At 74.2% G+C, this 19307-nt stretch carries 14 protein-coding genes; 5 read left to right on the top strand and 9 right to left on the bottom strand.

Translation table 11 applies throughout. The features are described 5' to 3' along the window. Genes AC5L30_RS15305 through AC5L30_RS15295 form a run of 3 tightly spaced genes read right to left on the bottom strand, consistent with a single transcriptional unit; the run spans position 1 to position 4543 of the window. Positions 1–774: an adenosylcobinamide-GDP ribazoletransferase gene (locus AC5L30_RS15305; RefSeq protein WP_494867922.1), complete on the bottom strand. Its 774-nt coding sequence runs from the start codon at positions 772–774 to the stop codon at positions 1–3. After that, positions 764–2695: a bifunctional adenosylcobinamide kinase/adenosylcobinamide-phosphate guanylyltransferase gene (locus AC5L30_RS15300; RefSeq protein ID WP_494867920.1), complete on the bottom strand. Its 1932-nt coding sequence runs from the start codon at positions 2693–2695 to the stop codon at positions 764–766. The genes AC5L30_RS15305 and AC5L30_RS15300 overlap by 11 nt, the downstream gene beginning before the upstream one ends. Positions 2696–2755: 60 nt before the next feature. After that, entirely contained in the window at positions 2756–4543 is a 1788-nt protein-coding gene (locus AC5L30_RS15295; protein WP_494867919.1) for a protein kinase domain-containing protein, read from the bottom strand. 144 nt (positions 4544–4687) lie between these two features. Between AC5L30_RS15295 and AC5L30_RS15290 the strand changes: the two genes are divergently transcribed. Together AC5L30_RS15290 and AC5L30_RS15285 are read left to right on the top strand one after the other, a co-directional pair. Then, positions 4688–4888, top strand: a complete 201-nt coding sequence (locus tag AC5L30_RS15290) for a hypothetical protein (protein ID WP_030337978.1) — start codon at positions 4688–4690, stop codon at positions 4886–4888. Next, positions 4888–5685 carry a site-2 protease family protein gene (locus tag AC5L30_RS15285; protein ID WP_494867918.1) on the top strand — a complete coding sequence of 266 codons (798 nt, stop codon included), beginning with the start codon at positions 4888–4890 and terminating at the stop codon, positions 5683–5685. Before AC5L30_RS15290 ends, AC5L30_RS15285 begins: the two co-directional genes overlap by 1 nt. Positions 5686–5751: 66 nt before the next feature. Here the strand turns inward: AC5L30_RS15285 and AC5L30_RS15280 are convergent, their stop codons facing one another. From AC5L30_RS15280 to nadA, 6 genes are all read right to left on the bottom strand, one after another. Next, a complete protein-coding gene (locus AC5L30_RS15280; protein WP_494867916.1) occupies positions 5752–6750 on the bottom strand; it encodes an aldo/keto reductase family protein in 999 nt (332 codons plus the stop codon). Between the two features lie 44 nt (positions 6751–6794). Next, a complete protein-coding gene (locus AC5L30_RS15275) occupies positions 6795–11693 on the bottom strand; it encodes a WG repeat-containing protein (RefSeq protein WP_494867914.1) in 4899 nt (1632 codons plus the stop codon). 383 nt (positions 11694–12076) lie between these two features. Next, positions 12077–12637: a helix-turn-helix domain-containing protein gene (locus tag AC5L30_RS15270; protein WP_494867913.1), complete on the bottom strand. Its 561-nt coding sequence runs from the start codon at positions 12635–12637 to the stop codon at positions 12077–12079. 176 nt (positions 12638–12813) lie between these two features. Continuing rightward, on the bottom strand, positions 12814–13407 hold the full coding sequence (locus AC5L30_RS15265; protein WP_494867911.1) for a DUF3043 domain-containing protein: 594 nt from the start codon (positions 13405–13407) through the stop codon (positions 12814–12816). Positions 13408–13521: 114 nt separating this feature from the next. After that, positions 13522–14877 carry a UDP-N-acetylglucosamine 1-carboxyvinyltransferase gene (gene murA, locus AC5L30_RS15260; RefSeq protein WP_030337972.1) on the bottom strand — a complete coding sequence of 452 codons (1356 nt, stop codon included), beginning with the start codon at positions 14875–14877 and terminating at the stop codon, positions 13522–13524. A gap of 212 nt (positions 14878–15089) precedes the next feature. Next, positions 15090–16289, bottom strand: a complete 1200-nt coding sequence (gene nadA, locus AC5L30_RS15255; RefSeq protein WP_494867910.1) for a quinolinate synthase NadA — start codon at positions 16287–16289, stop codon at positions 15090–15092. A gap of 68 nt (positions 16290–16357) precedes the next feature. On the opposite strand from nadA, the gene AC5L30_RS15250 reads away from it, so the two are divergent. The 3 genes from AC5L30_RS15250 (at position 16358) to AC5L30_RS15240 (ending at position 19227) form a co-directional block, all read left to right on the top strand. Continuing rightward, positions 16358–17497, top strand: coding sequence for a glycerate kinase family protein (locus tag AC5L30_RS15250; protein WP_494867909.1), 1140 nt, complete (start codon positions 16358–16360; stop codon positions 17495–17497). Between the two features lie 181 nt (positions 17498–17678). Continuing rightward, positions 17679–18047 (top strand): iron-sulfur cluster insertion protein ErpA, encoded by a 369-nt coding sequence (gene erpA, locus AC5L30_RS15245; RefSeq protein ID WP_030337969.1) that lies wholly within the window; start codon positions 17679–17681, stop codon positions 18045–18047. Between the two features lie 199 nt (positions 18048–18246). After that, positions 18247–19227 carry a carbohydrate kinase family protein gene (locus tag AC5L30_RS15240; protein WP_494867908.1) on the top strand — a complete coding sequence of 327 codons (981 nt, stop codon included), beginning with the start codon at positions 18247–18249 and terminating at the stop codon, positions 19225–19227. Positions 19228–19307 lie beyond the last annotated feature (80 nt).

Here is a 19307-nt window from a genome sequence, read left to right as displayed (position 1 = left end):
TCAGCCGGACAGCACCAGACCCAGGTAGACCAGCGTGGTGACCACCTCGACGGTCGCGCCCAGGACGTCGCCGGTGATCCCGCCGAGCCGGCGTACCACGTGGGTGAGCAGCGGTAGCGCGACGGCGATCGCGGCGACGACGGCCAGCGGCCCCTGCCACGGACGGCCCGGCACCGCGGGCACCGCCAGCAGCACGACGGCGACCGCGGCGGCGGCCAGGGCCACCGGGCCGACCGTTCCGGCGACCAGCGCGCCCAGTCCGTCGGGCCGGGCCGCCGGCACGCCCCGCCGGCAGGCCACCGTGACGCCGAACCGCCCGGCCGCGGTCGCCGCGACCACCGCCGCGAAAGCCGCCGGCCAGGACCGACCGGCGAGGTCGGCGAGCGCCGCCGCCTGCACCAGCAGTACGACCACCAGGGCGACCACCCCGAACGGGCCGACGTCCGGCTTCTTCATGATCTCCAGGGCGGCGGCGCCCCGCCGGTACGAGCCGAGTGCGTCGACGGTGTCGGCCAGCCCGTCCAGGTGCAGCCCTCGGGTGAGCAGCGCGGCGACGCCGACGGTCAGGCCGGCCGCCACCAGCGGGGGAGCGAGCGCGCCGGCCAGCAGCAGCACCCCGGCCAGCAGGGTGCCGAGCAGCGCGCCGACCAGCGGGGCGAGGGCCATCGCCGTGCCGGCGACCGGGCGATCGATGCGCCCGGCCCGCACCGGCAGCGTGGTGAACGTGGTGACCGCCAGTCGGGCGCCCGCGAGCAGCCGCGGCTCAGCCGGCACGCCAGCCCGACGCCGGCTGCTCGTCCGCCCCGGTGCTGGCCGGGCCCGGTCCGGCCGGCTCCGGCTCGGCGAAGTCGGGCTCAGTCGAGTCGGGTTCGGTGAGATCCGGGTCGGCGTAGCTAGGCTCGGTGGACTCCGGCTCGTCGGCGGCCGGGTCGGTGTCGTCCCCGCCACCCAGCGACGGGTGCACCGGCAGCGCGGCGGAGAGCGCCAGCACCGAGCGCAGCAGCGGCAGCGCGACCAGCGCGTTCGCGCCCTCGCCGAGATCCAGCCGCAGGTCGAGCAGCGGGGTGAGGCCCAGCACGTCGGCGGCGAGCCGCACGGCCGGGTGCCCGCCGTGGTCGGCCAGCAGGCACCAGTGCCGGGCCTGCCCGGCCAGGTCACGGCTCACCATGCCGGCGGCCAACCCGACCGGCCCGTCGAGCAGCACCGGCACCCGGCGGGCGGTGGCGCCGAGCAGCACGCCGGTGGCCACGGCCACGTCGCCGCCGCCCAGCTCGGCGAGGATGTCCTTGGCGCCACGTGACGAGCGGCGGGTGCGGTGCAGCGCGTCGCGGACCGCCGCGCAGCGGATCATCCAGGCCGCGTCGTCGATCTCGCCGGATTCGGTGATCACCCGGCCCAGCACCGCGGGCGGCTCCGCGCCCGCGGTCGCCGCGAGCACCGCCGCGGCCGCCGCCTCGGTGCCGGCGCCGCACGCCCCGACCACCAGCAGCTGTACGCCGGCGTCGGCGGCCTGCTCGGCCAACCGCCAGCCGTAGCGCAGCGCGGATTCCACCTGCTCCGGCGCGAGGGCCGGCTGGTCCTCGATCGGCGCGGCGGCCGGAGTGTCCACCACCTGGAGGCTGGCACCGCTCTCGGCGGCCAGCCGTGCCAACACGCCCTGGCCGGCACGGGCCTGCGCGGCGCGGCGCGCCGACTCACCGGCGACGGTGCCGGCCGACGCCCCGCCGGCGTGGTCGCCGTGCAGCAGCAGCACCCGCACCGAGCCCCAGGCGGCGGGGGTGGAGGTGCCCTGGGTGGCGGCGGCGAAGCCCACCACCCGGTCCAGCACGCCCAGCCCGGCGCCCGGTACGTCCAGCGTGGCCAGTCGGTCCACCGCCTGCGGGCCCGCGTACTCGTCGGGCATCGGCAGCTCCATGCCGGGCTGGATGACCAGCCCGGTGGCCACCATCGGCAACGCCATGGTCGGTGCGGCCCACGGGTTGCCCGGCTCCTGATTCGGGGCGGCCGGCGGCGTGTGGGTCAGCACGTCCGGCAGCTGCACCTCGGGGGTCGGCTCGGCGTCGGCCAGGCTCGCCACCACCACCGGCGCGGCGGCAGCGGCCGCCGGCGCGGTCGCGGTGACGGGAGCGGCCGGCTCGGTCGCGGTGGCGGCCGGCTTGAGCCAGACCGGCTGACCGGCGACGACCAGTACGACCGCGTCGCAGGCGTCGGCGACCGCGCGGTTGGCCGCCCCCAGCGCGTCGGTGAACGCCCGGCCCAGCGGGGTGGTCGGCACCAGCGACAACCCCACCTCGGGGCTCACCAGCACCACCCGGGCGGCACACCCGCGGATCGCCTCGGCCAGCTCGGCGATCGTCGCCACGTCGTCGGCGGGCTGGTGGTCCGGGTCGAGCAGCACCGTCACCCAGCCGCCCAGGTCGTCGACGAGCACCGTCTCGTTGGGCTCGGCGGACTCCAGCACGTCCGCCAGCCGGCGCGGGTCCTCGGTGGTCTCCTCGGTGGTCCAGCTGCCCGGGCGCCGGGCGCGGTGCGCCGCCAGTCGGGTCGCCCACTCGGTGTCCTCCGGGTCGCCCTCGGGTGCGGTGGCGACGTAGCGGACCACCGGCGCGTCGGTGACCAGGGACTCGGCGAACTCGGACTTGCCGGACCGGATACCGCCGAGCACCAGGACCGTGTTCCACCCGTCTACGGACATGCCCGTACCTTAAGGCCGACCACGGTTGCGGTGCCTGCCGGCCCGGGTGCCCCCGGCCGTTCAGTCGCAGTGTTCGAACCCGCTGCCGTAACTGACTCCGCCGGTGGAGCCGCCCCACTTGACGCACGTCCCGGCGGCGCTGGCCCGCACCGGCCCGGCGTAGTAGTCGAAGGACCCGCTGTCGGTGCTGCGGGCCCGTCCCTGCACCTCCAGGTACGCCGAGGCCGCCGACTTCGCGCCGACCGCGGTGTCCTTGAGGGTGACCACGCAGTTGGTGCCGGTGCCCGCGTGGTAGAGCAGGAAGACCCGGCCCTTGCGCTCTCCGTCGCCGCCGGTCAGCGTCGCCGAGTCGATCACCTGGTAGCCGCTGCCGCACGCCTGGGCGGCCGTGTACGGGTTGGGCCGGCTCGACGGGGTGCGGCTGGGGCTCGGTCGGCTGCTGGCCGTACCGGTCGGTGTGCCGCCCGGCGTCGTGGTGCGCGGGTCCGGGGCGGCGTTCGGCGCGTCGGTCGCTCCGACGGAGCCGGCCGGCGCGGCGGACGCGGTGCGGCTGGCGCCCGGGGCGCCGCTGGGCGAGGGTCCCGAGCTGCTCGCGCCTCCGTCGTCGAGCGCGCCACCGTCCGGGGCCGCCGCCGATCCGCCGGCCAGCGCGGGCGGACGGTCCGCCCCACCCGGCTCCCCGTCGGGCCGCAGGGCCGCCACGGCCACGGCGATCAGCGCCACGAGAGCGACCGCGCCGACCCCGATCAGCAGTTGCCGGCCTCGGCCGGACGACCCCTTGCGCAACACGTCCTCCCGGGTCGACCCCGGCCCGCTCACCGGCGAGGCCGCGGAGCCTGCCGGCGTCCGTACGGGGGCGGCCCCGATCGGCGCGGGCTGCCCGGTCGGCGTCGGCCCGGCCGAGGGCGTCGGTGCGGGCGGCGTAGCGGCCGGGGTGACCGGAAGGGCCGAGGGCGTCCCGGGGGTGGGTGCGGCCAGCGCCCAGGGTGGGCGGGCCGAGACCGGGATGCTGGCCAGGGTCGCGTCGCGGGCGTCGGCGGCGGCAGCGGCCAACTCGGCGGCGGTGCCGAACCGGTCCGTCGGCCGCTTGGCCAGCGCGCGGGCCACCACGGCGGCGACCGCTGGCGGAGTGTCCGCCGGCAGCGCCGCCGGGTCCTCCTGGGCGTGCCGCAGCGCCACCGCGAGGGGGTTGTCACCGTGGAAGGGCGGCTGCCCGGCAAGGCAGAAGTACGCCACCGCGCCGAGCGCGTAGACGTCGGTGGCGGCCGAGACCGGCTGCCCGGTGGCCTGCTCGGGGGACATGTACGAGGCGGTCCCGAGCACCATGTTCGCGGCGGTGAGCCCGGCCATGTCGCGGGACCGGGCGATGCCGAAGTCGACAAGCACCACCCTGCCGTCGGCCTTGACCAGCAGATTGCCCGGCTTCACGTCCCGGTGCACGATGCCGGCGAGGTGGGCGGTGTGCAGCGCGTCCGCGGCCTGGGCCAGCACCGACATGGTGGTGGCCGGATCCAGCCGCCCCACCGCGCGCACCCGGGCGGACAACGGCTCGCCCTCGACGTACTCCATCACCAGGTAGTCGACCTGGCTGCCGTCGTCGAGCGCGGCCTGCCCCACGTCGTGCACCGGCACCACGCCGGGGTGCCGCAGCGCGGCCAGCATCCGCGCCTCGGCCCGGAACCGGGCGGTGAACTCCGGATCGGCGACCAGCGACGGCAGGAGCACCTTCACGGCGACCTCGCGTTCCAGCAGCACGTCCGTGCCGCGCCAGACCGCGCCCATCCCACCCGTCGCCACCCGCTCGCCCAGCCGGTACCGGTCGCCGAGCAGCACTCCCCGCGTCAACACCGAGCCACCGTACCGGCCGGCGTCAATCGGATTGATCCACCCCGTGGGTCCCGCCGGGGCGAGCGAGCGGCCGTTGCGCGCCGGGCCGACTACGCTGGCGAGGGTTCGTCCCACGGGGACTTCAGCGGCGAGGGGAGACGCGGCATGGCGTGGAGCTGGCGGTACGAGGGCACGGACGGCCAGACGGTCGAGGGACCGGCGGAGTCGTTCGGCAGCCAGGCCGACGCCGAATCCTGGATCGGTCAGACCTGGCGGGAGCTCGCGGCGTCCGGCGTCACCTCGGTCGCGCTCGTGGAGGACGACCGGGTGGAGTACCGGATGAGCCTGCTGCCCACGGCCGAGTGATGGCCTACGACCGCCCGGGCGGTGACGGGCTGGTCCTCGGCGTTCCCAAGGCGGCGTTCCGGCCCAGCCCGGTCTTCCTCGGCCTGGTCGCCCTCTTCGCGGTCAGCGGGGTGCTGACCTGGAACGGGTACGGCAGCGTCCGGTTCAACGTGTTCCTCTTCGTGGTGTCCGGCTGGTTGGTGTCGCTGTGCCTGCACGAGTACGCCCACGCGGTGGTGGCCTACCGGGCCGGCGACCGGGACATCGCGCATCGCGGCTACCTGACGCTCAACCCGTTGAAGTACACCCACCCGTTGCTGTCGATCGTGCTGCCGGTGGTGGTGGTGCTGCTCGGCGGCATCGGCCTGCCGGGTGGCGCGGTCTGGGTGGACCGGCACGCCATCCCGGGCCGACTGCGGCACACCCTGGTCAGCCTCGCCGGGCCGGCGACCAACGTGCTGTTCACGTTGGTGTTGGTGGTGGCGGTGCGGCTCGGCACCCAGTCGGGTGGTCCGGTGGAGTTCTGGGCCGGGGTGGCGCTGCTCGCCTTCCTCCAGCTGACCGCCAGTGTGCTGAACCTGCTGCCGGTGCCGGGGCTGGACGGCGGCAACATGATCCAGCCGTGGCTCAACCCGCAGTGGCGCAAGATGTACGACCTGTTCGCGCCGTACGGATTCATCCTGCTCTTCGCGCTGCTGTGGAACCCGCGCATCGGCGGCTGGTTCTTCGACGCGGTCTTCGCGGTCGGTGACCTGCTCGGTCTGCCCTCGTGGCTCTACGCCACCGGCCTGGAGCTGATCCGTTTCTGGCAGAGCTGAGCGGGCCCGGCTGAGCTGACCGGTCCGGTCGGCGCGGAGGTTCGCGCCGGCCGGACCGGAACGGCGTCAGGGACGCTGCGCGGGGGACTCGGTCTTCGCCGCATCCCGCTCGACGATCGGCGCGACGATGTCGTCGATCGCCTTGAGCAGCTCGGCGTCGAGCTTCACCCCGGCCGCCTTCACGTTGTCGTGCACCTGCTCGGGGCGGGACGCGCCGATGATCGCCGACGAGACGTTCCGGTTCTGCAGCACCCACGCCACGGCGAGCTGGGCCATGCTGAGCCCGGCCTGCTCGGCGAGCGGCTTGAGCTGCTGGACCCGGGTCAGCACGTCGTCGTTCATGAACCGGGAGATGAAGCCCGCGCCCGACTTCTCGTCGGTGGCGCGGGAACCGGCCGGCGGCGGCTGCCCCGGCAGGTACTTGCCGGAGAGCACGCCCTGCGCCATCGGCGACCAGACGATCTGCCCGATGCCCAGCTCCTCGCTGGCCGGCACGACCTCGGTCTCGATGACCCGCCAGAGCAGCGAGTACTGCGGCTGGTTGGAGACCAGCGGGATGTGCAGCTCCCGGGCGAGCGGGTGCGCGGCGCGCAGCTGCTCGGCGGTCCACTCGGAGACGCCGATGTAGTGCGCCTTGCCCGAGTGCACGACGTCGGCGAACGCCTCCATCGTCTCTTCCAGCGGGGTGCTGTAGTCGTACCGGTGGGCCTGGTAGAGGTCCACGTAGTCGGTGCGCAGCCGGCGCAGCGAGCCGTTGATCGACTCCATGATGTGCTTGCGGGACAGACCACGGTCGTTGCGGCCGGGCCCGGTCGGCCAGTAGACCTTGGTGAAGATCTCCAGGCCCTCGCGGCGCTCGTTCTGCAACGCCCGGCCGAGCACGTCCTCGGCCCGGGTGCCGGCGTACACGTCGGCGGTGTCGAAGGTCGTGATCCCCGCGTCGAGAGCGGCCCGGACGCAGGCGAACGCCGCGTCCTCCTCGACCTGTGAACCGTGGGTGATCCAGTTGCCGTACGAGATCTCGCTGACCATCAGGCCGGAACGGCCCAGGTGTCGGAATTCCATGCACCGACCCTAGCCCCAGTGGATCACCGCTGACGACCGGCGACTCAGAGCACCGGGTTGGCGTCGGTGAGTAGCCGGTCGATCTCCGCCAGCACCTCGGCGCGATCACGGTGCACCGGGTCGATGAGCGGCACGCCGCGCCGGTCCAGCGCACCCCACCGCCCGTTGCCGGTCTCGACCAGGAACGCCACCGGGTGGATGACCAGCATCGGGTGCGTCGGTGGGACCAGCACGGTGCCGGTGCGGTCCACCACACCCCGCCGACCCGCCACGTCGACCACGGCGAGCCCCTCGTCGGTGAAACCGTCGATCTGCTGGCCGTCGGCCAACTCGGTGACGAAGCCGTGGTAGCGGGTGGGCACCACGATCCGGCCGGCCCGGTCGACCGCCCCCCACCCCTCGCGCCGTACCGGGGCCAGCCCGCGCCGGAACGGTCGTACCTCGGCGAAGTTGGGCGCGACCTGCACCGCGCCGGTCGCGTCGATCGCCGTCCAACCGCCCTCGCCGACCACCCAGGCCAGCCCGTCGCTGAACGGATGCGCGGCCCGGAAGGACGGCGGGATCACCGTCGTACCGAGCAGGTTGATCAGCGACCAGCGGTCGGTGTCCGGCCGGCGGACCCAGGCCAACCCGTCGTGGAAGGGCTGCGCCTCGGCGTACCGGGCGGGGATGACCACGTCGCCGTCCTGGCTGGTGTAACCCCACAGCGGCCCGTCCCGGTCCGGCAACGGGGGCCGGTCCCGGTCGAGCACCTCGTCCCGACCCCGGGGGTACGGCCCGAAGCCACCCGCCTCGGCCCGGACGCTGACCGCGTCGAGGGCCACCCGGACCCGGTCCAGCAGTTCCGCGTCGCCTGCGCCGCGCAGGTCGAGCGCCTTCTCGAAGTGCTCGCAGGCCTCCATGAGCCGTCCCTGGTCGTAACACGACCGCCCGGCGTGCTCGTGCAGCGCGGCCCGCAACCGGTCGGGCAGCTCGACCGAGTTGGCCTGGGCGAAGAGCTGGTCCGCCTCGGCGAAGTCGCCGCGCCAGCGCAGCACGTGGGCCAGCCGGGCCTGGGCCAGCGCGGTCCGGCGCAGCTCGCCGGTGGCCTCGGCGTAGGTGAGGGCGAGCCGACCGTCGGCCAGCGCGTCGTCCAGGTCGCCGAGAATCCGCGACGCCACCGCCCGCAGGCTGAGCAGACGGGCCCGGGCCCGGTTGTCGACCGCCGAACCCAACTTCTCGGTCAGCCGCCGCCGGATGGCCCGCAGGTCGTCCGGCTCGGTCAGCTCCTCGCGCAGGGTGACCGGGTCCAACCGCCAGCGGTACGCGGCCAGCACCTGCTCCGGGTCGCCGGGGTCGGCCAGGGACGGGCGGGTCACCACCGGTGCTGCGTCGTCGGGTGGCCCGGACACCGGCACGTTCGGCGCGTCCGAACCGCTTCGCGGACCGGGTACGGCCGAGGCGGGTGGCCCGGACGTCGGCACCACCGACGCCGGTGGCCCGGAGACCGGCGCCGTGGCGGGCGGTGGTGTCGAGGCTGACGGCGCGGAGACGGGCACCGACGAGACGGGCGTCGCGGCTGGCGGCGCGGACACGGGCGCTGGCGGTGCGGAGACCGGTGTGACGGAGTACGGCTGTGCCGGCGCGGGTGGTGCGGAGACGGGCGGTATGGGGTACGGCTGCGCTGACGCGGGTGGTGCGGACACCGGGGCTGCGGTCGGCGCCGGTGGCGCGGAGACGGGCGTTGCGGTGAGGGGTGGCGCGGAGACGGGCGTTGCGGTGAGGGGTGGCGCGGAGACGGGCGTTGCGGCCGAGGCTGGCGGCGCGGAGGTGGGCGCTGCGGGTGGGGCCGATACCGGCGCTGCCGGGGGAGCGGAGACCGGCATGACCGAGTCGGTCGGTGCCGGAGCCGGCGGTGCCGAGACCGGCGGTGCTGAGACCGGCGGTGCTGAGACCGGCGGGCTCGTGTCGTTCGCGGACGTCACGGACAGCGCAGCGTCGACCGGCCAGTCGTCGGCTCCCGAGTCATCCGTCGGGCTCGTGCTCGGATCGGCAGTCGCGTCCACCGGCTCGACGTGCGGCGCGGGGTCGTCCGTCGGGTCGTGCCCGACCGGATCGGCGTCCACGTTGGGCAGGGCATCGGCGGGCTGCTGGTCGCCCTCGTTCTCGGCTTCGGCCTGCTGGTAGCGCGTCGCGACGACGGGTGCGTCGGAGACGGGCTGGTCGCCGTCCACCGTCCCGGTATCGGAAGCGGGCTGCGGGTCGTCGTCCAGGTCGTCCGCCCAAAGCCGGGGAGCACCAGAGACCGGCTGAGCGGGCGGCGCGGAGACCGGGTAGGCGGGCGGCGCGGAGACCGGGTCGAAGGCGTCGTCTGGCGTCGACCCGCTGACGTGCTCGTCGGCCACGTCGAGGTGGATGTCGGCCCTCGTTGTCGGCGTCGCCACGTCCGGTGCGGCCGGGGTCGTGGAGAGGTCGGGGTCGCCGGCCGGGTCGAACGACTGCTGATCCGTCGCCGGCTCGCCCTGGTCGGAATCGGCGGGCTGAGCGGGGCTGAACCACGCCTCCGGTCCCCGGGTGCCCGGGACGTCGTCCGGCTCGCGAACGGGCGCCACCGGCTCTTCCGAGGGCGGTGGGGGTACGTAGCGGCGCGGCGTACCGGGGGCCGGCGGGAGCGCCGGCGCGACGTCCTCGGCCGGTGGCTGCGAGACGGCAGGGGTTGGAGCCGCAGGGGTCGGATCGGCCGGGGGCGGGGCGGGACGGGTCGCCGGTGGCGCCGGCGCCTGCCAGGTGGGTGGTGGAGCGACCGACGGGCGGCCGTCCGCCGTCGGGGCCAGCCGCTCCGGCGAGTACGGGCGCTGTGGCCCGGCCGGTCGGTCGGCGGCGTACGGCCGCTCGGCCGACGGCGGGCGGTCCGAGGAGACCTGGCGGCGCTCGGTCGCCGGGGTGCCGGCCGGCGGGTCGCCGACCCGACGGCGGTCCGGGCCCGGCTCCTCGCCGTGCCGCTGCTCCGCCGGGCGACCCCCGGTGCCCGGGCCGGGGTAGCGCGGCGGTGGGGTGGGCTGCGCCCCGGACGCCGGTGGCGGTTCGGCCAGCGGCCGGCGTCCCGATGCGGGCGGGGCAGCCGAGCGCTCGTCGGCGCCGGGCGGATCCACCGGCGCGGGTAGGTACTCCAGCCGCAGTCGTGCGGCGGGTGGCCCCGAGACGGGCCGGTCGGATGCGGGCGAGACCGGGGCGGCCGACACCGGTCGGTCCCAGCCGGGGGAGACGGGGGCCGAGGACACCGGCCGTTCCGGGGAGGCGGGGGCGGCTGACACCGGTCGGTCCCCACCGCGGGCGGCGGGGGAGACGGGCGCTGGCGACACCGGCCGTTCCGGGGAAGCGGGGGAGACCGGGGCGGCCGACACCGGTCGGTCCCAACCGGGGGAGACGGGGGCCGGCGACACCGGTCGCTCCGGGGAGACCGGTGGGACCGGCATGGCACGGCCGGACGTGGGCGGCGCCGTCGCGGCCGGGCGTACCGGTCGCTCGTCGTACCGCGCCGGGCTGGCCGCCGGTCGCTCCTCGGGCCGGGACGGCGTGGCCGCCGGCCGGTCGAGCCGGGCGGCCGGCCGCGGCGCGATGCCTGGCTCGGCGCTGCGGTACGGGTCGGAAGTGCGGTGCGGGTCGGGGGCGCGGTGCGGGTCGGGGGCGCGGTGTGGATCGGGGGCGCGATGTGGGTCGGTGCGGTGGTCCGGCTCCCGGGTGCGGTCCGGGGTGCGGTCCTGGCGCACCGGACCCGGCGGTGGCCAGGGCAGACTGCCGTCCGACCGTTGGCCCGGCTGCGGCCGGGGTTCGCGGTACGCATCCTCACGAGGCGCGTCCTCGCGGTACCCGTTTTCGCGGTACGCGTCCGGGCGGGCCTGCTCGCGGGGTCGCCGGTCCGGGTACGTCTCGGCGCGGGCGGCCGCCTCACGGGGCTGCTGCCAGTGCGGGCCGGGGTCGGGCCGTCGCCGGTCGTCGTCGAGGCGCGGCTGGTCGGGCAGGTCCGGCTCGGGCCGACGCCGTCGTCCACCGTTGGGTGAGGGCGCTGCGCCGATCCCCTCATCCGCTCGGTAGCGCGGCTCGGGGCGGCGCAGGTCGTCCCCGGCCCGGTCCGGGTACCCGTCGGCGCGGTACCGCGGGTGGCCGTCCACGGGTGCCCAGGGGTCGGCCCCATCGGTCCGGCCGTCGTGGTCGCGGGCGGGTCGGACGCCGTACCCGTCGCCGGGGTGCCGTTCGTAACCGGCGGCGGGTCGTTCCGGTGTGCCGTGCCGACGTGGTGCGTCGTCCGGCTCGGGCACCCAGCCGGGTTCGGGCCGGGGCGCGGGGGAGACCGGCGGTGTGCCCCGGTAACCCCGATCGCGCTCGCCGGGCTCCGGCCGGGGACGGCGGCTGTCGTACCGCTCGGGGTTGGGCTGGTCCCGGTGCCACGCGGCTTCGCGCGCGGGTCCCCGCTCGTCGGCGGGGCGTCGGTCGGACCAGGCGGTGCGCCGGTCCGACTCGGGGGAGCGGCGTTCGTCGCGGCGGGGCGGCTCGGGCAGCGGGCGACGGTACGGCTCGTGGTCGTACTGGCGGGAGTCGGCGCTGTCGGGCCGGCCGTAGGCGGAGGTATCCGCCGCGCGGTCGTCGCCTCGGGGTCGGCCGTAGGCCGGTGTCTCGCCCGGCTCGTCGTCCACCCATGACCGGCCGTGAGGTGCCTGGTCCGCCGGCGGCTCGTCGGACCACGAGCGGCCGAGGTAGGTGCCGTCCGGGCGGGTGGGCGCGAGCGGCGGCACCTCGGCGCGGCCGGAAACCGTCGCCCGGCCGCGCGGTGGCGGCTGGTGCGGCATGCCGATGTCGCCGGGGTAGCGCTGGCCGGGGAACTGGGGGTGCCACTCGGTGGTCGGTTCGACCACCCAGGACGGTTCGTTCGGGTCTGGCCACCGGTCGGTGTAGCGGCCGTTCATCCGTCGAGCCCGTCGCCACACCCGGCCGCTGGGCCGATTCTCGCCGGGGGTGAGCTGTCCGCAGCCGCCGTCGGGTGTTGGCTGGGCGTCCGGTCGCCGCCTGCCACGCCCCGGTGGCCGGCTCGCGTCCGCTCGCTCACGCGTTGTCACCTCGTTGCAAATTGTCGCGCTGGGGCCGCACGTGCCGGTCAGGTCGCCGCTCCGGCAGGCCGTGGCTGCGGATGGAGGGTAACGGCGTGGGCTCGCTCACCGCCACTGTGGTGCCGCCCACCGGCGCAAACGTTATCCCATTGGTTTCGGACATTTGGTCCTATAACCGAATCTGGTCTCCGACCATACCGCACGTGAGGACCGCCCGGCTCCGGCGGGATCGCCGCGCTCGTTCAGGGGTGCTCCATGATCAGGACGGCGAAGGTGCCGGGAGCGAGCGCCTCGTAACGGTGCGGGGCGTCGCCGGGGAACGTGGCGTAGTCACCCGGGTCGAGTTCGACCGGCGCCGCCTCCGGCCCCGCCCGCAGCCGGCCGGCAGCGACCACCACGTGCTCGATGCTGCGGGGGGTGTGTCCCTGTCCGGTTCGGACCGCGCCGGGTTCCAGCCTGATCAGGTAGACGTCCCGGCGCAGGTGCGCCGCACCGGCGCTGAGCAGTGTTCCACTGAAGTCGGCCTGCTCGGAGCGGACGTGCGGCCCGTCTCCCGCCCGGATGACCCGTACGCCGTCGTCGACGGGTTCCACCAGCCGGCTGAACGGCACGCCCAGTGCGACGCCCAGCGCCCAGAGCGTCTCCACACTCGGGTTGCCGGTGCCCGATTCCAGTTGGGAGAGGGTGGACTTGGCCACCCCCGCCCGGCGGGCCAGTTCGGTCAGCGAGATGCCGACCCGTTCCCGCTCCCGGCGCAGGGCGGCGGCGATGGTGGCCAGCGGGGCAGCCGGTTCCGAAGGCATGCCTTCGCTCCATTGGGTCAAACGTTCGGTGTGGCGAACAACGGCATCCCGTTCAGCATGATGAACGCACGGCAAGATCCGCGCAGTTACGGCGAAACTGCTGCCTCGGAGATGGCTGAGGCAGCAGTTTCGCTGATGGTGCGCGGATCGTGGAGGTGCGGCAGTGGAGCCCGGGGTCAGACCTTGTCGCCGAGCTTGACCTGGGGTGCCGGAGCGCGCATCCGCCGGAAGGTGATCGACCGCATGACCGCGTAGAGGAAGAGCGAGCCCATCCGCTGGTCGGTCTTCGGGAAACGCTCCCGGACCAGTTTGCTGATCTTGCGGCAGATCAGCACCGAGTCGATGACCACGCCCAGCGCCAGCGCGCCCCAGAGCACGTTGGAGATCAACCGGACCAGCGGCGGCATGGCCGCGTTCGACCCGACCAGCACGATCAGCGCGCCGCCGAAGAACCAGGTGCCGACGGTACGCCGGGAGTCGACCACGTTGCGGGCCAGCAGCCGCTCCGGGCCGCGGTCGCGGGGACCACCCTCACGGCGGAACTCCGACGCGGCCTCGGCACGCAGTTGACGGCGACGCTCCCGCTCCTCCTCCTTGGTGAGGGGGCGAGTGGGGCCGGCCGGGCGACGGCCGACGGTCGGCCGCTTGGGCGTCTCCCGACCCTTGGCCGGGGTGTAACCCCGGGGACGCTCAGCGGTCTCCTCGGGGGTCACCGAGGTGACGGCCTCGTCGACGAGGTCGGTGGACTTGCGGCGAAAGAGCGACGGCACGCGGCAAGGGTAGCCAACGGTCCACGCCCGGTGCACATCGCGGTGCAACGGCCGACGGCTCCAGGTCGCAGCGCGACCTGGAGCCGTCGTAGCCCGAACGATGGGTGACCGAGATTACGGACGCTCGGCGTGCGCGCCCAGGTCGGCGAGCTTCGCCTCGAAGTCCTCGTAGCCCCGGTTGATCAGGTCCACGCCGTACACCCGGGAGGTGCCCTCGGCCGCGAGCGCCGCGATCAGGTGGCTGAAACCGGCCCGCAGGTCCGGGATGACCAGGTCGGCGGCGTGCAGCTTGCTCGGCCCGGCGATCACCGCGGAGTGCTTGAAGTTGCGCCGGCCGAAGCGGCACGGGGTGCCGCCGAGGCAGTCCCGGTAGACCTGGATGTTGGCGCCCATCGAGTTGAGCGCCTCGGTGTAGCCCAGCCGCTGCTCGTAGACCGTCTCGTGGACGATCGACAGGCCGCGGGCCTGGGTCAGCGCCACGACCAACGGCTGCTGCCAGTCGGTCATGAAGCCGGGGTGCACGTCGGTCTCCAGCGCCACCGCGTTCAGCTCGCCACCCGGGTGCCAGAAGCGGATGCCGCCCTCCTGGCCGGGGTCGCCCAGCTTCGGCGCGCGGGCGTCGGTGACCTCGTACTCGCCGCCGACCGAGCGGAAGATGTTCAGGAAGGTCATCATGTCGGCCTGCTGTGCGCCCAGCACCTCGACGTGACCACGGGTCGCCAGGGCGGCGGCCGCCCAGCTCGCCGCCTCGATCCGGTCCGGGATCGGCCGGTGGGTGTAGCCGTGCAGCTTGGGCACGCCCTGGATCTCGATCACCCGGTCGGTGTGGACCTTGATGATCGCGCCCATCTTCTGCAGGATGCAGATCAGGTCGATGATCTCCGGCTCCACCGCGGCGTTGCGCAGCTCGGTGACGCCCTCGGCCATCACGGCGGTCAGCAGCACCTGCTCGGTGGCGCCGACGCTCGGGTACGGCAGGGCGAACTTGGTGCCGTGCAGCCCGTTCGGCGCGGACAGGTGCAACCCCTCCGGCCGCTTGTCGACCGTGGCGCCGAACTCCCGCAGCGCCTGGAGGTGGAAGTCGATCGGACGCGGGCCGATGTGGCAGCCGCCCAGATCCGGGATGAACGCGTGTCCGAGGCGGTGCAGCAGCGGCCCGCAGAACAGGATCGGGATTCGGCTGGAACCGGCGTGCACGTTGATCTGGTCGGTGCTGGCGCTCTCTACGTTCGCCGGGTCGAAGACGAGCTCGCCGTCCTCGGTGCCGTCGGTGACCTTGACGCCGTGCAGGCCGAGCAGACCTCGGACCACCTCGACGTCGCGGATCTTGGGCACGTCGAACAGTCGGCTCGGGCTGTCGCCAAGCAGTGCGGCGACCATCGCCTTCGATACCAGGTTCTTCGCGCCGCGCACGCGGATCCGCCCTTCGAGCGGAGTGCCTCCGTGCACAACCAGGACGTCGTCGGTCAACGCAACCTCCAGCGCGTCGGTGCTGCCGTGTTGATGGTGGGGCGCCTGAACGTTGTCGCTACCCCGGATGCGGCCATATCCAAACGGCCCGCGTGTGTCGTCGCTTGGGCAGCATAGCCCTCGGTGACGAAAAAGGACTCGGTCACATCGGCGTGTGTGGCATTAATCGGTGATCCGGCACTTTTGCGTATTAAGAGCGCTACGGATCGTGATCAGGGCGCCGCCGGCGGCGGAGTGTCCGCGCCCGGCAGGGCGAGCATCTGATCCAGCGCGACCCGGGCGTGGTACGCGGTGTCGGCGTCCACCGTGATCTGGTTGACGACCCGGCCCGCGACCAGCTCCTCCAGGGCCCAGACCAGGTGCGGCAGATCGATCCGGTTCATTGTCGAGCAGTAGCAGACCGCCTTGTCCAGGAACATGATCTGCTTGTTCGGGTGCGCGAGCGCGAGCCGGCGGACCAGGTTCAGCTCGGTGCCGAGCGCCCACGCCGAGCCGGCCGGAGCCGCCTCGATCGTCTTGATGATGTATTCGGTGGAGCCGACGTAGTCGGCGGCCGTGACCACCTCGTGCCGGCACTCCGGGTGGACCAGGACGTTCACCCCGGGCACCCGCTCCCGCACGTCGTTGACGCTGTCCAGCGTGAACCGGCCGTGCACCGAGCAGTGCCCCCGCCACAGGATCATCTTGGCGTCGCGCAGCTGCTCCGGGGTGAGCCCGCCACCGGGCTTGTGCGGGTCGTAGAGCACGCAGTCGTCCAGCGACAGGCCCATCTCCAGCACCGCGGTGTTACGGCCCAGGTGCTGATCCGGCAGGAAAAGCACCTTCGACCCCTGCTCGAAGGCCCAGTCCAGGGCGCGCTTGGCGTTGGACGAGGTGCAGACCACCCCGCCGTTGCGGCCCACGAAACCCTTGATGTCGGCCGACGAGTTCATGTACGTCACCGGCACGGTATCGCCGGCGATGCCCAACTCGGTCAGCGTGTCCCACGCGGCCTCGACCTGGCCCAGCACCGCCATGTCCGCCATCGAGCAACCCGCCGCGAGGTCGGGCAGGATCACCCGCTGGGTGTCGGTGGTGAGGATGTCGGCGCTCTCGGCCATGAAGTGCACGCCGCAGAAGACGATGTACTCCGCGTCCGGGCGGGCCGCGGCCTCCCGGGCCAGCTTGAACGAGTCGCCGGTCACGTCGGCGAACTGGATCACCTCGTCGCGCTGGTAGTGGTGCCCCAACACGAAGACCTTGCTGCCCAGCTTCGCCTTCGCGGCGGTGGCACGGGCCACCAGATCCGGATCGCTGGGCGCCGGCAGGTCGCCCGGACACTCGACGCCGCGCTCGGTGTCGGGGTCGCTGCCCCGGCCGAGCAGCAGCAGAGCCGTCGCCGTGTTGGAGGGTTCCACCCAGGTCGAAGTCACGTAGCCCATGGTCCCACAGCGCGAGCGCGGCGCAGCTTCGCTCGGTGTGTGCTGCCACACTGCTCGGCATGCGCGTGCTGCTCTGCCCGGACAAGTTCGCCGGCACCCTGCCCGCCCCGGAGGTGGCCGCCGCGGTCGCCGCCGGTTGGCGCACCGTCACCGACGGCGACGATCTGCTGATCCGACCGCTCGCCGACGGTGGACCGGGCTTCGTGGAGGTGCTCGCCGAAGCCCTCGGAGGCCGACGGGTGCCGGTGCCGACGGTCGACCCGCTGGGCCGGCCGGCGGCCGGTGAGATCCTGCTCACCGCCGACGGCGCGACCGCCTATCTGGAGAGCGCGCAGGCGTGCGGCCTGCACCTGCTCTCCGCGGCCGAACGCGACCCGAAGACCACCACCTCGTACGGGCTGGGGCTGTTGGTGGCCGCCGCGGTGGAGAGCGGCGCCCGCACGGTGGTGATCGGGCTGGGCGGCTCCGGCACCAACGACGCCGGCGCCGGAATGCTCGCCGCGCTGGGCGTGACCCCCCTCGACCAGGGCGGCGCTGCCCTGCCGTACGGCGGGGCAGCGCTCGCCGCGGTCGACGCGCTGGACGGCGCGCCCCGGCTGCGCGGTGTCCGGCTGGTCGCGGCCACCGACGTGGACAACCCCCTGCTCGGCCTGCACGGCGCGAGCAACGTGTTCGGCCCGCAGAAGGGCGCCGACCGCGCTGACGTACTGCTGCTCGACGCGGCCCTGGAGCGCTTCGCGGCGGTGCTGGAACGGGACCTGGCCGGCTGCCCGGCGGGGCTCGGCCTGCTGCCCGGGGGCGGGGCCGCCGGCGGCATCGGCGCGGCGCTCCTCGCCCTGGGCGGCGACTGCGAGTCGGGGATCGGCCTGGTCACCCGGGCCACCCGACTCGACGCCGCACTGGACACCGCCGACCTGGTGATCACCGGTGAGGGGTCGTTCGACCACCAGTCGCTGCGCGGCAAGGTCGTCGCCGGGGTGGCCGGCGCGGCCCGCGACCGGGGCGTGCCCTGCGTGGTGGTGGCCGGGCAGGTGAGCACCGGCCGGCGGGAGGCCGCCTCGGCTGGGGTGACCGATGCGTACAGCCTGGTGGAGCACTTCGGCGGCGAGGAGGGTGGCGGGCTCGACGCGGCGCTGAGCCGGCCCGCGGAGGGGCTGCGCGAGCTGGGCGCCCGGCTGGCCCGGCAGTGGAGCCGCTGAGCGTCCCGACCGCCCGTGCGCCCGCGTGACCGGGGGCCGACCTGGGGCGGGGGTCACGCCACGCGGGTGAGCCCGGCCGAGGCGGCGTACGATCGGCTGAGGACCACAACCGGGAATCACTGGACGGCGCGCGACGTTGGCCAGTGCGTCCGGACCCAAAACCGCGCAGGGAGACTTCCACGTGACCACGCCAGCGCAGACCGAGTCGACCGAGGCCCAGGCCCCTACTTCCGTCGTCCTCACCGACGTCGCGGCGCAGAAGGTCAAGGCCCTGATCGAGCAGGAGGGCCGCGACGACCTGCGGCTCCGCGTCGCCGTGCAGCCGGGCGGCTGCTCCGGCCTGCGGTACCAGCTCTTCTTCGACGAGCGTTCGCTCGACGGTGACGTCGTGACCGACTTCGGTGGTGTCGAGGTCGTCGTCGACCGGATGAGCGCCCCGTACCTTTCCGGCGCGACGATCGACTTCGCCGACCGGATCGACGCCCAGGGCTTCACCATCGACAACCCCAACGCGGGCAGCTCCTGCGCCTGCGGTGACTCGTTCAACTGAGTCACACCACACGCCAGCGACGATGGGGCCGTTCTCCGGGACGGTCCCATCGTCGTACCGGTCGGGGTGTCGCACGGGTCTGGGAGCGGTCCCGAAGGGGGCCGTGGCGGGCTGGTTGCCGTTGTCGGACCGAGCGGTGACCACCGGGTTGCCGTGCCGGTAGGCTGACCGCGCCCTGCTCCCGACCCCGAGGGTTGACATGAAGATCGCCGTCACCGGCTCGATCGCTACCGATCACCTGATGAGCTTCCCCGGTCGCTTCGCCGACCAGCTCATCGCCGATCAGCTGCACAAGGTGTCCCTCTCCTTCCTGGTGGACGACCTGGTGCTCCGCCGCGGCGGCGTGGCGGCGAACATCTCCTTCGGGATGGGTCAGCTCGGCCTGCGCCCGGTACTGCTCGGCGCGGTCGGCGCCGACTTCGCCGACTACCGCTCCTGGCTGGAGCGCCACGGCGTGGACTGTGACTCGGTGCACGTCAGCGAGGTGGCGCACACCGCCCGCTTCGTCTGCACCACCGACACCGACATGTGCCAGATCGCCTCCTTCTACGCCGGTGCGATGAGCGAGGCCCGCAACATCGAGCTGGCCCCGGTCGCCGACCGGCTCGGCGGTCTGGACCTGGTGCTGGTCAGCGCCAACGACCCCGAGGCGATGCTGCGCCACTCGGCCGAGTGCCGCACCCGCGGGTACGCCTTCGCCGCCGACCCGTCGCAGCAGCTCGCCCGGATGGGCGGCGAGGACGTGGTGGCGCTGATCGAAGGCGCCGAGTACCTGATGACCAACGACTACGAGAAGTCGCTGCTGCAGAGCAAGGCGCAGCTCAGCGACGACCAACTGCTGGACCTGGTCAAGGTGCGGGTCACCACGTTGGGCAAGCACGGTGTGGAGATCGCCGGGCGCGGCATCGACCCGATCCACGTACCGATCGCGCGGGAGATCCGGGCGGTCGACCCGACCGGTGTCGGCGACGGCTTCCGGGCCGGCTTCTTCACCGCCCTCTCCTGGGGCCTCGGCCTGGAACGCGCCGCCCAGGTCGGCTCGCTGCTGGCCACGCTGGTCCTGGAGACCGTCGGCACCCAGGAGTACGACGTCCGCCGCGACCTGTTCGTCAAGCGGCTGGCCGAGTCCTACGGCGACACCGCAGCAGAAGAGGTCCGCCCCCACCTCCTCCCGGCGTAACCCCCACCGCCCCGCCGCACCCCGCCCCACACCCCGCGATCTTGCACTTTTGTCGCTGGTTCGCGGCTTCTGTGCGCGTT

It is taken from the genome of Micromonospora sp. BQ32 (genome assembly GCF_059358895.1).
Note: the sequence above shows the minus strand (reverse complement) of the source record. Positions and strands in the feature narration are given on the sequence as shown.

What these genes read in the sequence shown, in the direction of transcription:
- AC5L30_RS15300 (WP_494867920.1), bottom strand. Translation starts at nt 2,695, where the DNA reads ATGTCCGTAGACGGGTGGAACACGGTCCTGGTGCTCGGCGGTATCCGG.
- AC5L30_RS15290 (WP_030337978.1), top strand. Translation starts at nt 4,688, where the DNA reads ATGGCGTGGAGCTGGCGGTACGAGGGCACGGACGGCCAGACGGTCGAG.
- AC5L30_RS15285 (WP_494867918.1), top strand. Translation starts at nt 4,888, where the DNA reads ATGGCCTACGACCGCCCGGGCGGTGACGGGCTGGTCCTCGGCGTTCCC.
- AC5L30_RS15280 (WP_494867916.1), bottom strand. Translation starts at nt 6,750, where the DNA reads ATGGAATTCCGACACCTGGGCCGTTCCGGCCTGATGGTCAGCGAGATC.
- AC5L30_RS15275 (WP_494867914.1), bottom strand. Translation starts at nt 11,693, where the DNA reads ATGAACGGCCGCTACACCGACCGGTGGCCAGACCCGAACGAACCGTCC.
- AC5L30_RS15270 (WP_494867913.1), bottom strand. Translation starts at nt 12,637, where the DNA reads ATGCCTTCGGAACCGGCTGCCCCGCTGGCCACCATCGCCGCCGCCCTG.
- AC5L30_RS15250 (WP_494867909.1), top strand. Translation starts at nt 16,358, where the DNA reads ATGCGCGTGCTGCTCTGCCCGGACAAGTTCGCCGGCACCCTGCCCGCC.
- AC5L30_RS15240 (WP_494867908.1), top strand. Translation starts at nt 18,247, where the DNA reads ATGAAGATCGCCGTCACCGGCTCGATCGCTACCGATCACCTGATGAGC.